Below are 12255 nucleotides of genomic sequence, written 5' to 3' on the forward strand. Positions count from 1 at the left end.
TACCCGCCACCTCCGACAGTGACGCGATCTTTATCGACCGGCTTGGGACCGGGGGGCTTCGGATCGAAGGCCGTCCGGCCCCGGCGCCAGCACCTTGAGCGCGCCGGGCACGCACCGCGCGGTCAGCGGCAGCGGGCCGAGGGGCTCCCCGTCGGCGTATCCGGTGGTGTCCGGCGCGTCCAGGGAGACGGAGCGGACCCGGTGGACGGTGACCTTGGGGTGGTCGAGGTGGGTGCCCTTGTAGACCCGCGGGAAGACCTTGATCAGCTCGGCCCGGCCGCAGTCCCCGACGACGGTGACGTCGAGCAGCCCGTCGTCCATGACGGCGTCGGCGCAGATCCGCATCCCGCCCCCGTAGGAGGTGCCGTTGCCGACGGCGACCAGGGTGGCCTCGGTCTCCAGCACGGCGCCGTCGTCGAGGACGAGCCGGTACGGGACGGGCCGGAAGGTGGCGAGTTCGGCGAGGATCGCGAGGTCGTACGTGAAGCGCCCGGCGGGCAGTCGCATCCGGTTGCCGCGGTCGTTGACGCGGGAGTCGAAGCCGGAGGCGAGGACGGTGCCGAACCAGCGGCCCCCGCCCTGCGCGCGGGTGCCGGGCGCCCCGCCGTCGACCCGGCCGAGGTCGAGCGGGCGCCCTCCGGTGGCGGTGAGCGCCTCGGCGGCGACCCGGCCGGCCGCGGCGGGGTCGCGCAGGGGCAGTCCGAGGCTGCGGGCGAAGTCGTTGCCGGTGCCCTCCGCGACGACGCCGAGCGGGGTGCCGGTGCCGGCGACGGCCTGGAGGGCGAGGGAGACCATGCCGTCGCCGCCGACGGCGACCAGGGCCCCGGTGCCGCCCTCGACGGCCTCGCGGGCGCGCCGCAGGGCGTCGTCGGGGTCGTGTCCGACGACGGTGCGGACGGAGAAGCCGGCGTCCCGGAACGCGCGAGCGGCCGGCCGCGCGGCGTGCGCGCCCCGGCCGCGTCCCGCGGTGGGATTGACGAAGAGCGTGATCTCGCTGGTCATGGCGGGTCCCCCCGGACGAAGTCTGGGGGGGACCCTACAAGCTCAGGTGATGTCGTCGTAACCGTTCAGCCGCTGTGCCGTCGCCCCGTCCGACTCGCCGGTGGCCTGCTCGGGCAGGGCCCGGGCGGCGCTGACGGTCTCGGGACCGCGGACCGGCTCGGGGGTGAGGTCGAGCTCGGAGGCCTCGTCGTCGTCGAGCTCGGCGTCGGGGTTGTTGCGCGCCCGCCGCTTGTCGTTGAGGAGCGAGAAGCCGACCGCCGCCAGGTACAGGATGGTGATCGGTCCGGCCAGGGCGAGCATGCCCACGGGGTCGGTGGTCGGGGTGATGACGGCGCCGAAGACGAAGACGCCCATGATCACGCCGCGCCACCAGCCGGCCATCCGACGCCCGCTGAGGACGCCGGTGAGGTTGAGCATCACCAGGATCAGCGGGAGCTCGAAGGCGAGGCCGAAGACGAGCACCATGCGCAGGGTGAAGTCGAGGACGTCGTTCAGCCCGAGGATGTTGGCGGAGCCTTCCGGCGTGAGGCTGATGAGCACCTTCACGCTGACGGGAAGGATCAGGTACGCGAGGTAGGCGCCGGCCGCGAAGAGCGGGACCGCGGCCCCCACGAAGGCGTACGTGTACTTCTTCTCGTTCTTGTGCAGTCCGGGCGCGATGAAGGCCCAGAGCTGGTAGAGCCAGACGGGGCTGGCGACGACGAGGCCCGCCGTGAGGGAGAGCTGGATCGTCGTGCTGAACGGCGCCATCAACGTGTTGAAGGAGACGATCGCGCAGTTGCCGCCACTACTGGTGACGCCTGCGGCGCACGTGGGCACCGACTTCGTCAGGAACTGCATCAGCTCCTCGCTGTACACGAGGGCCACGACGGTGACCGCCGCGATGGCCAGAAGGCCCTTCGCCAGGCGGTTGCGAAGTTCACGCAGGTGCTCCACGAGGGGCATCCGGCCCTCGGGATCCTTGTCCTGCTTGCGGGCAGACTTGAGCAACCCACGTCCTCATCTCGTGCGGCAGCCGTCGCCCTAGTGCGACGGCCGCGGCGGACCGGGTCAGCGCTTGGTGGTGTCCGTGGGCTCGGTGACGGGACGCGAGCTGGTCACGTCGCCGGGCGCGGCCTGGATGGTGCGGGGCGCGGGCTGCGGGTCCTGGGCGCCGGCCGTGGGCGGGTCGGCGGGCGCGCTCTGCTGGTCCTCGGACTTCATGGCCTTGGCCTCGCTCTTGAGGATGCGGGCCGACTTGCCCAGCGAACGGGCCATGTCCGGCAGCTTCTTGGCGCCGAACAGCAGGATGATCACGACGAGGATGAGAATGATCTCGGTGGGGCCGAGCCTACCCATAGCTGTTTACCTTCTTCACCGAGGCGACATTGGAGTGCGTGCCCGGCGGGTCGGACATGCGTCCGGCCACCGCGCTGCAAGCGATCGTAACCCGCAGGAGTAAACGGGCGGCAATGCCTGTGCATACTCGCGATTTCCTCCCGCGGACCCGGCCCGGGGAAGCTCTTCGCAGCGTACGGCAAGGATTCAGCGCAGCGTCTCGCCGGTCTTCGCCAGATCGACGGCGGCCCGTTCGAGGTCCTCGGCGGCCTGGTTGATGCGCTGCGTGGTGTGGGCCACCTGACGGCCGAGGCGCTGGGCCTCCAGGAAGACCTTGATCCCGAGGACACCGAGGACGGCGATGCCGAGGAAGCCGAGGGCGATGGCGAGCATGGGCCAGAACATGTGCCGAGCCTAGACGCCCCGCCGCCGGGGGACGTCAGCCGGTGGTGTGCAGCCGGAGGGTGTTCACGCCGCCGCCGGTGAGGAGTTCGATGATCCGCTCACCGGCCGGCTTGCGGACGGAGCTGCCGCACTCGGGGCAGGTGAAGGAGTAGAAGGTGGTGCGGCGGCTCCCGCCGATGGCGAGCCGCAGGGCGCCCGCGGAGAGTTCGAAGCGGGAACGGCACTCGGGGCAGGCCGCCTTGAAGTGGACCGGGGCGACCGACGCCGCAAGACTGGACATCACAGGCATCGTAGACATCGCGGACATTTCCTCGACTCTCCCCACTGCAGTACGTGCGTGCCTCTCACTGGGAACAGCGTCCGGTCCCCCCGGAACGTCACGTCCCCCCCTGCTCTCAGCCCTCGTACGCGGCCAGTGCGGCGGTCGCCGCCTCCCGTGCGCTGTCCGCGAGCTCCTGCGGGGCGACGATCCGCCCGTCGCTGCCGAGGCGCAGCGCCAGCCGGCGCAGCGAGGCCGGGGCCGGGGTCCGCAGCGTGATCCGCAGACCGCCGTCGGGCAGCTCGTCGGCCCGGTCGTGCGGGTAGTACTCGGCGACCCAGCGCCCGCCGGGCCCCACCTCGACCACGACCTCGGGGTCCTCGGCGGACGGCTGTACGAGCCCCTCCGACAGGTCCCGCAGTTCGAGCTCCGGGGGCGCCGCGTGCTCGTCCAGGATCCGGATCTCGGCGACCCGGTCGAGCCGGAAGGTGCGGCGCGCCTCGGAGAGGCGGCACCACGCCTCCATGTACGTGTGGCCGACGGCGAAGAGCCGGATCGGGTCCACCTCGCGCTCGGTGAGCTCGTCGCGGGCCGGCGAGTAGTAGCGCACCCACAGGCGCCGGCGCTCGGAGATCGCCCGGTCCACCTCGGCGAAGACCCCGCCCTCGGACTCGAAGGTCACCGAGAGCCGGGAGCTGGCCCCGGCCACCTCGCCGGCCGCCGCCTCCAGCTTGGCCGTGGCGCGCAGCAGCGCCTCGCGGTCGCCCTCGCGCAGGCCGGGCAGGGTGGCCACGGCCCGCGCGGCGACCAGCAGCGCGGTCGCCTCGTCGGCCGCGAGCCGCAGCGGCGCGGCGACGTCGTCCGGGTTGTGCCACCAGATCCGGTCGCCGTCGGTGTCGATGTCCAGCAGGTCGCCGCCGCGGAAGCTGGTCCCGCACATCGGCAGCACGTCGAGGTCCGAGATCAGCTCGTCCTCGGTGATCCCGAAGGCGCGGGCCACGTCGGCGACGTGCGCGCCGGGCCGCTCGCGGAGATAGGTGACGAGGGAGAGCATCCGCCTCGTCTGGTCGATCGCGTTCGCCGCCATGGTTCCTTCCCCCTCAGCCCTTGGCCACGGCGCGCAGCCGCTCGACCACGTCGGCCCGCAGATCGGCGGGCTCCAGCACGACCACGTCGGGGCCGAACTCCACGAGCCAGGCGTCGAGGCCGTGCCCGTACGGGATCTCCAGCTCGTCCCAGCCGTCCGGCCCCTCCTGCACGGACTGTGCGCGGGACCGCAGCGGGTAGCCCGCGCCGGCCCGCAGCCGGATCCGGGCCGAACGGGTGGCGGTCTCCCCCGCCCAGCTCTCGACGGTCTCCCGGACGGTGACGACGTCGGGCACCGGCGCGGTGAAGGCGCCGGCCCGGGAACGGACCTTGCCGGTGATGCGGGAGAGGCGGAAGACCCGCTCGGCACCGCGGTCGCGGTCCCAGCCGGCCAGGTACCAGTGGCCGCGCCAGCACTCCAGGGTCCACGGCTCGACATGCCGGGTCTCGGGGCGGGCGGAGTTGGCCTTGCGGTAGTCGAAGACGACCGGGCGCCGGTCGCGGCAGGCCAGCATGAGCGGCTCGAAGGCGGCCTCGTGCACCGGGATGCGCGGCTCCAGGGCACTGGCCTGGGAGTCGTACGAGTCCTCCGCCTCGGGCATGCCGGCGGCGCGCAGCTTCTGCAGGGCACCGCTCGCGGCCCCGGCGAGGCGGGCCTGCTGCCAGACCTTGGCGGCGAGTCCGAGGGCGGCGGCCTCCTCGGCGTCGAGGGTGATCGCCGGCAGCCGGTTGGAGTCGCGGCGGGCCAGGTAGCCGGTGTCGCCGTCCAGGTTCTCGACGGTCTCGATGACCAGGCCGAGCTCGCGCAGGTCGTCCTTGTCGCGCTCGAACATGCGGTTGAAGGCGTCCTCGCCGGTCGCCTCCATGTACGCCTCGATGGAGCCCCGGAGCTCCCGCTTGCTCAGCGGGCGGCGCGTTCCGAGCAGGCACAGCGCTAGGTTCATCAGCCGCTCGGCCTTGGCAATCGCCATCGACGCCCCGTACCTCTTCTGCCGGATCCACTGGTCGGACGTCCGACCGTACCGCCCCGGGGTGTCCGGACAAAAGCCGAGGGCCCCCGCCGTGGAGGCGGAGGCCCTGCGGTCGACCCGGTGTCCGGGTCAGCGCTTCGCGACGCCCACGAGGTCGCAGACGAAGATCAGCGTCTCGCCGGGGCCGATCTTGCCGCCGGCACCGCGGTCGCCGTAGGCGAGGTGCGCGGGGATGACCAGCTGGCGGCGACCGCCGACCTTCATGCCCTGGACGCCCTTGTCCCAGCCCTCGATGACCTGGCGGACACCGAGCTGGAAGTCCAGCGGCGCGCCGCGGTTCCAGGAGGCGTCGAACTCCTCGCCGGAGTCGAAGGACACACCCACGTAGTGGACCTTCACGAAGTCGCCGGCCTCGGCGAGCTCGCCGTCGCCTTCCCAGATGTCCTTGATCTCCAGGTCGGCCGGCGGCTCGCCGCCCGGGAAGTCGACCTCGGGCTTCTCGATGCTCACTGCAGTACTCCTCATACAAACCGTGAACCGCGCGGACGACGGTCCGCGCGAACAGGACAGTCTTACATCTTCGCCAGGATGTCGACGGCGAACACCAGCGTGGAGTTCTTCGGGATGCCCTGCTTCTCCTGGTCGCCGAACGCCTCGGACGGCGGGGCCACGATCAGGATCCGGCTGCCGACCTTCTTGCCCGCGATGCCGTCCTTCAGCCCCTTCAGGGTCAGGTTGGCCAGCGGGAAGTTGGCGGGCTTGCCCGTGGTGTACGTCGAGTCGAAGACCTTGCCGTCCTTCCACAGGGCGGCGACGTAGTTCACGACGACCGTGTCGGTGGCCGCGACGACCTCGCCCTTGGACTCCAGGATGTAGTTGGAGACCAGCTTGGTCGGCGGGGCGACCTTGGGGACGGTCAGCGAGGGCTGCTTGCCGTCGGTGTTGGTGCCGACCTGCGGCAGGTTCTTGTCGTCCTGGGCGACCGTGGCGCCCTCGGCGGACTTCGGGATGGTGACGGCCTTCAGGATGTCGACCACGAAGACCAGAGTGGCGTTGGGCTTGATGTCGCCCTGGCCCTGCGGGCCGTAACCGAGCTCCGGCGGGATGCCGATCTCGACGCGGCTGCCGACCTTCTGGCCCTCCAGGCCCTGCTCCCAGCCCTTGATGACCTGGCCGGCGCCCAGGGTCACGTCGAAGGGCTGCTTCCGGTCGAAGCTGTTGTCGAAGGGGGTGCTCTCGTCCCACTCCTGGCCCAGGTAGTTCACCTGGAGCGCGTCGCCCTTCTTCGTGACCGCGCCCTTGCCCTCGCTGATGACGTTGACCTTGAGGGCCTTCGGCGGGTCGCCCACGCCCTTGGCGAGGGTCGGCTTCTCCCCGAACTTCTCGCCCGCGGTGATGGCGGGGAGACCGTTCTTCATCGAACCGGAATCGGAGCCCTTCTCGTCACTTCCGCAGGCCGCTGTGGAGAGCAGCAGCAGCGGGACGACGAGCAGGCCGGCAAGTCGGCGCACTAGTTCCTCAGATCTCAGACGGCACAGTAGTTGTCCCGACACTCTAGGGGACCACCCTGTGATGCCGTCGGCCCCGCACGTGAATCGTGCGGGGCCGACGGGCACGTCAGGACCGTTGCTACATACCGGCGATCAGCTTTTCCACCCGGTCGTCGACGGAGCGGAACGGGTCCTTGCACAACACGGTGCGCTGCGCCTGGTCGTTGAGCTTGAGGTGCACCCAGTCGACGGTGAAGTCCCGGCGCTGCTCCTGGGCGCGGCGGATGAAGTCGCCGCGCAGCCGGGCCCTGGTGGTCTGCGGGGGCACCGACTTGCCCTCGAAGATCTTGACGTCGTTGCAGATCCGGGCCGCCTGGCCGTTCTTCTGGAGCAGGTAGTACAGCCCGCGGCGGCGGTGGATGTCGTGGTAGGCGAGGTCTATCTGGGCGACCCGGGGGTGCGACATCGTCATGTTGTGCTTGGCCCGGTAACGCTCGATGAGCCGGTACTTCATGACCCAGTCGATCTCGGTCTCGATGCGGTCGAGCTGCTCCTCCTCGATCGCGTCGAGCGTCCGGCCCCAGAGCTCCAGGACCTGGGCGACGACCCCGCTGCGGATGCCCCGGCGGTCGACGAAGTCGGCGGCCTTCTCGTAGTACTCCCGCTGGACCTCCAGGGCGGAGGCCTCCCGGCCGCTGGCGAGGCGCACCTTGCGCTGGCCGGTGATGTCGTGGCTGACCTCGCGGATGGCCCGGATCGGGTTCTCCAGGGTCAGGTCGCGCATCACGGTGCCCGCCTCGATCATGCGGAGCACGAGGTCGGTGGCGCCGACCTTGAGCAGCATGGTCGTCTCGGACATGTTGGAGTCGCCCACGATGACGTGGAGCCTGCGGTAGCGCTCGGCGTCCGCGTGCGGTTCGTCGCGGGTGTTGATGATGGGGCGCGAGCGGGTGGTGGCGGAGCTGACGCCCTCCCAGATGTGCTCGGCCCGCTGGGAGACGCAGTAGACGGCACCGCGCGGGGTCTGCAGCACCTTTCCGGCGCCGCAGATCAGCTGGCGGGTGACGAGGAACGGAATGAGGATGTCCGCGAGCCGGGAGAACTCACCGTGTCGGGCGACCAGATAGTTCTCGTGGCAGCCGTAGGAGTTTCCCGCAGAGTCGGTGTTGTTCTTGAAGAGATAGACGTCGCCCGCGATTCCCTCCTCGTGCAGGCGGCGTTCCGCGTCGACGAGGAGTCCTTCGAGAATGCGCTCGCCTGCCTTGTCGTGCGTGACCAGTTCGACCACGTTGTCGCATTCGGGAGTTGCGTATTCCGGATGCGAACCCACGTCCAGGTACAGGCGGGCGCCGTTCCGCAGGAAGACATTGCTGCTGCGGCCCCATGACACGACACGGCGGAAGAGGTAGCGCGCCACTTCGTCAGGAGACAGTCGGCGCTGTCCCCTGAACGTGCACGTGACGCCGTACTCGTTCTCCAGCCCGAAAATGCGGCGGTCCATGTCTGAACATTACGCCTGATGGCCTGTGCTGAAACCGGGTTCGACAACCCCGTTTCGATCATTTTCCGATGAGCGCGTGTTGTTTTCGGCCTGAACGGCGTCGGGGCCGGTGTTCCCGGCGCCCCCGCCGGCGGCGTGTCGCACCCGGGGCGCGGGCGGGTCGCCGCCGAGGACGCGGCCGGTGGCGGCGAGGACCAGGAAGGCGACGAAGCCGCCGACGCCGGCCACGGCGAATCCGGCCGGGGTCCCGGTGAGTTCGACGACCGGTCCGGAGACGGCCGAGCCGAGGGCCGCGCCGACGCCGAAGGTGGTGACGAGCCAGGAGAACGCCTCGGTGACCGTCCCGGCGGGCGCGTGCCGGTCCACCACGAGGAAGGCGCAGGCGAGGGCGGGGGCCAGGAAGACGCCGGAGAGGGCGGCCAGCGCGGTCATGGCGGCCGGGCCGGGCACCAGCACCAGCGGCAGGTAGCCGAGGGCCAGCAGCAGCACCAGGACCCGCAGCCGCCGCTCGGGCGCCCCGGCCCACTGGCGGGCGCCGTAGAAGACGCCGCCGATCAGCGCGCCGAGGCCGAGGGCGGCCATGAGCCAGCCGTAGACGGCCTCGTTGCCGCGGTCGTCCGCGTAGGCGACGCCCGCGACCGTGATGGAGCCGAGGGCGAGCCCGACGAAGAAGAACGAGGCGAGCAGCGCGAGCAGCCCGCGCGAGCGCAGCGCGCCGAGCCAGTGCGCCTCGCGGGGCGCGGAGCGCCAGCTGCGGGAGGGCTCGGAGAGGACCACCGACAGGGCGCCGAGCACGCCGAGCAGGTTGATGACGACCAGGGCGGCGGCGGGCGACCAGAGCGAGACCAGGAGGGTCAGCAGCAGCGGCCCGACGGTGAACATGACCTCCTGGGCCACGGCGTCCAGGGCGTACGCGCGGTGGACCCGGTCCTCGCGGCCGAGGACGCTCGGCCACAGCGCCCGCAGGCCGCCCTCCAGGGGCGGCGTGAAGAGTCCGGCGACCAGGACGGCGGCGTAGGCCAGGAGCAGGTTGCCGATGCCGGTGACGGCCAGGGCGGCCATGCCGAGGGCGGATATCAGGGCGGCCGGGAGCTGGACCCGGGGCTGCCCCTTGACGTCGACGGCGCGGCCCAGCAGGGGCTGGCCGACGGCGGTGGCGAGGCCGTACGCGGCGATCAGGCCGCCGGCCAGGCTGTAGCTGCCGCCCTCGGCGCGCGTGAACACGGTGATGGCGATCGGCCCGGTGCCGTTGGGGAGCCGGCCGACCAGGGTGCCGGCCAGCAGTCGGGCCGCGTGCGGCGCCTTCAGGATGTCGAGATAGCCGCCGTTCGCCCCGGCCTCGGTGGCCATGTCGTCTCCCCTCCCCGGGCCGCAGCCCCAGGTTTTACGTATAACGTGTCGGGTCATACGTACCATGACCGCAGCGCGCCGGTCCACCCCGCGTGCCGGACCACCAGCCGCCGCGGAGGCACGAGTGCAGAGCCCGGAACCCTTCAGCGGGAGCCGCCCGACCAGCCGGGACGTCGCCCGGGCGGCCGGGGTCTCCCAGGCCACCGTCTCCCTGGTGCTCGGCGACAAATGGCGGGGCCGTGTGTCCGAACGCACGGCGGGCTCCGTCCGCGAGGCCGCCGCCTCGCTCGGCTACCGCCCCAACCTCGCCGCCCGGAACCTGCGCCTGGGCAGCACCCGGACGGCCCTCCTGGTCGTGCCGGCCCTCACCAACGAGTTCTTCGCCCGGGTCTACACGGGCGCCGCGACCGTCGCCGCCCGGCACGGCTTCGGCGTGGTGCTCTACCCCTCGCCCGACGGCGTGGGCCCGGCGAAGGACCCCTTCGCCTCCGCTCGGGCCGCCCTGGACGGCGTCATCGCGTCCTCCATGGCCACCGACGCCCTCAATGCCTTCCGGGGCACCGACCTGCCGCTGGTCATGCTCGACAGCGACCCCTCCGACAGCGGCGCCACCGCCCATGTGAACCTGGACGTCGCCGACGGCATGCGCCAGGTCACCGGCCATCTCCTGGCCCTGGGCCACCGCAGCTTCCTGCACCTGGCCTCGGCCGTGTCGTCCTGGACCTTCGACGTCCGCGCCGCCGCCCTCGCCGAGGCCCTGAGCGGCGCGTCGGTACGGACGGTCCGCGCGCCGCTCGACGTCCAGGGCGCCCGTGAGGCCGCCCAGCGGGCCCTCGCGGAGCCGGGCCCCCGGCCCACCGCCATCGTGTGCGACGACGACATCCTCGCCGCGGGAGCCTGCAAGGCGGCCCGGCGGCTGGGGCTGCGGGTGCCCGAGGACCTCTCCGTGACCGGTTTCGACGACCTGGCCCTGGCCACCGCCGTCGAGCCCGAGCTCACGACCGTGCGGCTGCCCGCCGAGCGCATCGGCGAACGGGGCATGGCCGCGCTCCTGGCCGTCCTGGACGGCCGCGAGCCGGAGCGCGGCGACCTGCCCGTCACGCTGGCCACCCGGGCCTCCTCCGGGCCCGCACCGGCCCGCTGAGGCGCCCCCGGTACGCGGAGGGCCCCGGGACCGTGACGGTCCCGGGGCCCTCCGCGTACCGGGCTGTCCTACTCCTCGCCGCCCTCGGCCGCGTCGTCGACCTCGTCGGACGGGTCGTCCGTCTTCGCGATCGCGGCGTCGTCCGCGCCGAGCAGACGCACCAGCTGCCGGCCGACGATCCGCTTGAACTTGCGCTTCTGCGGGCGGGTACGGTCCAGGACCGCCACCTCCAGGCGCTCCGCGGGGATCTCCCGCTCGGTGCCGTTGGTGTCCCGGGAGAGCGCCTGCACGGCCAGCTTCAGCGCCTCGGCGAGGGACATCCCGTCGCGGTGCCGCTGGTCCAGGAAGGAGCTGATCTGCTCCGCGTTGCCGCCGACCGCGACCGAGCCGTGCTCGTCCACGATCGAGCCGTCGTGCGGCAGCCGGTAGATCTGGTCGCCCTCGGGCTCGGCGCCGACCTCGGCGACCACCAGCTCCACCTCGTAGGGCTTCTCGCCCGCGCTGGAGAAGATGGTGCCCAGGGTCTGGGCGTAGACGTTGGCCAGACCGCGGGCCGTCACGTCGTCGCGGTCGTAGGTGTAGCCGCGCAGGTCCGCGTAGCGCACACCGCCGATCCGCAGGTTCTCGTACTCGTTGTACTTGCCGGCGGCGGCGAAGCCGATCCGGTCGTAGATCTCGCTGAACTTGTGCAGCGCGCGGGACGGGTTCTCGCCGACGAAGACGATGCCGTCGGCGTACTGGAGGACGACCAGGCTGCGGCCTCGGGCGATGCCCTTGCGGGCGTACTCGGCCCGGTCGGCCATGGCCTGCTGGGGTGAGACATAGAACGGCGTGGACACCGGCTATCCGTCCCTTTCTTCTGGGCTTCTACAGGGAGGCGACGCGTGGTCAGAGCAGGGCGGCACGCGGGCCGTCGGGCTGCTCGAGGCGCCGCTCGGTGATCGACCGGGCCAGCTCGGCGGACTCCGCCTCGGTGAGCCTGCGGAAGCCCTCCTCGGTGATGACGGTGACGATCGGGAAGATCCTGCGGGCCAGGTCGGGCCCACCGGTCGCGGAGTCGTCGTCCGCCGCGTCGTAGAGCGCCTGGATGACGAGCGTGGTGGCCTGCTGCTCGGTCAGGTCGTCCCGGTAGAGCTTCTTCATCGACCCGCGCGCGAAGATCGAGCCCGAGCCGGTGGCGGCGTACCCGTGCTCCTCGGAGCGGCCGCCGGTGACGTCGTAGGAGAAGATCCGGCCCTTCTCCTTGCCCTCGTCCCAGCCGGCGAAGAGCGGGACGACGGCGAGGCCCTGCATGGCCATGCCGAGGTTGCTGCGGATCATCGTGGACAGGCGGTTGGCCTTGCCCTCCAGGGAGAGGGTCGCGCCCTCCACCTTCTCGAAGTGCTCCAGCTCCAGCTGGAACAGCTTCACCATCTCCACCGCGAGGCCCGCCGTACCGGCGATGCCGACCGCGGAGTACTCGTCGGCCGGGAACACCTTCTCGATGTCCCGCTGCGCGATCATGTTCCCCATCGTCGCCCGCCGGTCACCGGCGAGCACCACGCCGCCCGGGAAGGTGGCGGCGACGATGGTCGTGCCGTGGGGCGCCTCGACGATCCCCTCGGGGAGCCTCCGGTTGCCCGGGATCAGCTCCGGCGAGTGGTCGGCGAGGAAGTCGATGAACGAGGACGAGCCCGGCGTCAGGAAGGCCGCCGGCAGACGCCCGATACTACGAGGGTTGGCTTCCACGC

Annotated in this window: 14 protein-coding genes; 1 reads left to right on the forward strand and 13 read right to left on the reverse strand. The window is 71.7% G+C overall.

The window, feature by feature from the left end:
• Positions 1–30 precede the first annotated feature (30 nt).
• The 11 genes from AB0Q96_RS24960 to AB0Q96_RS25010 form a co-directional block, all read right to left on the reverse strand.
• Positions 31–1002, reverse strand: coding sequence for a diacylglycerol kinase (locus AB0Q96_RS24960; RefSeq protein ID WP_365329061.1), 972 nt, complete (start codon positions 1000–1002; stop codon positions 31–33).
• Positions 1003–1044: 42 nt separating this feature from the next.
• Entirely contained in the window at positions 1045–1947 is a 903-nt protein-coding gene (gene tatC, locus AB0Q96_RS24965) for a twin-arginine translocase subunit TatC (protein ID WP_365329385.1), read from the reverse strand.
• Between the two features lie 105 nt (positions 1948–2052).
• Positions 2053–2340 (reverse strand): Sec-independent protein translocase subunit TatA, encoded by a 288-nt coding sequence (tatA, locus tag AB0Q96_RS24970; RefSeq protein ID WP_365329063.1) that lies wholly within the window; start codon positions 2338–2340, stop codon positions 2053–2055.
• 186 nt (positions 2341–2526) lie between these two features.
• Entirely contained in the window at positions 2527–2724 is a 198-nt protein-coding gene (locus AB0Q96_RS24975) for a hypothetical protein (RefSeq protein WP_365329065.1), read from the reverse strand.
• 34 nt (positions 2725–2758) lie between these two features.
• On the reverse strand, positions 2759–3004 hold the full coding sequence (locus AB0Q96_RS24980) for a hypothetical protein (RefSeq protein ID WP_365329067.1): 246 nt from the start codon (positions 3002–3004) through the stop codon (positions 2759–2761).
• A 115-nt stretch (positions 3005–3119) separates the two neighbouring features.
• The gene (locus tag AB0Q96_RS24985; RefSeq protein ID WP_365329069.1) at positions 3120–4070 is read right to left on the reverse strand and encodes a WYL domain-containing protein; all 951 of its coding nucleotides are present in this window, start codon (positions 4068–4070) and stop codon (positions 3120–3122) included.
• A 13-nt stretch (positions 4071–4083) separates the two neighbouring features.
• Positions 4084–5040 (reverse strand): WYL domain-containing protein, encoded by a 957-nt coding sequence (locus AB0Q96_RS24990; protein WP_365329072.1) that lies wholly within the window; start codon positions 5038–5040, stop codon positions 4084–4086.
• 129 nt (positions 5041–5169) lie between these two features.
• Entirely contained in the window at positions 5170–5550 is a 381-nt protein-coding gene (locus AB0Q96_RS24995; protein WP_329419184.1) for an FKBP-type peptidyl-prolyl cis-trans isomerase, read from the reverse strand.
• Between the two features lie 62 nt (positions 5551–5612).
• Positions 5613–6551, reverse strand: coding sequence for an FKBP-type peptidyl-prolyl cis-trans isomerase (locus tag AB0Q96_RS25000; protein WP_365329074.1), 939 nt, complete (start codon positions 6549–6551; stop codon positions 5613–5615).
• A gap of 118 nt (positions 6552–6669) precedes the next feature.
• Positions 6670–8031, reverse strand: coding sequence for a Pup--protein ligase (gene pafA / locus AB0Q96_RS25005; RefSeq protein WP_329419186.1), 1362 nt, complete (start codon positions 8029–8031; stop codon positions 6670–6672).
• A 9-nt stretch (positions 8032–8040) separates the two neighbouring features.
• Positions 8041–9381, reverse strand: coding sequence for an MFS transporter (locus AB0Q96_RS25010; protein WP_365329076.1), 1341 nt, complete (start codon positions 9379–9381; stop codon positions 8041–8043).
• Positions 9382–9505: 124 nt separating this feature from the next.
• Here AB0Q96_RS25010 and AB0Q96_RS25015 point away from each other — a divergent pair, with 124 nt between their 5' ends.
• Positions 9506–10525, forward strand: coding sequence for a LacI family DNA-binding transcriptional regulator (locus AB0Q96_RS25015; protein ID WP_365329078.1), 1020 nt, complete (start codon positions 9506–9508; stop codon positions 10523–10525).
• A 68-nt stretch (positions 10526–10593) separates the two neighbouring features.
• Here AB0Q96_RS25015 and prcA read toward each other — a convergent pair whose 3' ends face one another.
• Together prcA and prcB are read right to left on the reverse strand one after the other, a co-directional pair.
• A complete protein-coding gene (gene prcA, locus AB0Q96_RS25020; RefSeq protein WP_365329080.1) occupies positions 10594–11364 on the reverse strand; it encodes a proteasome subunit alpha in 771 nt (256 codons plus the stop codon).
• A 49-nt stretch (positions 11365–11413) separates the two neighbouring features.
• Positions 11414–12253 (reverse strand): proteasome subunit beta, encoded by an 840-nt coding sequence (prcB, locus tag AB0Q96_RS25025; RefSeq protein ID WP_365329082.1) that lies wholly within the window; start codon positions 12251–12253, stop codon positions 11414–11416.
• Positions 12254–12255: the final 2 nt, after the last annotated feature.

The sequence above is a fragment of the Streptomyces sp. NPDC093111 genome (assembly GCF_040683955.1).
Classification (GTDB): domain Bacteria; phylum Actinomycetota; class Actinomycetes; order Streptomycetales; family Streptomycetaceae; genus Streptomyces.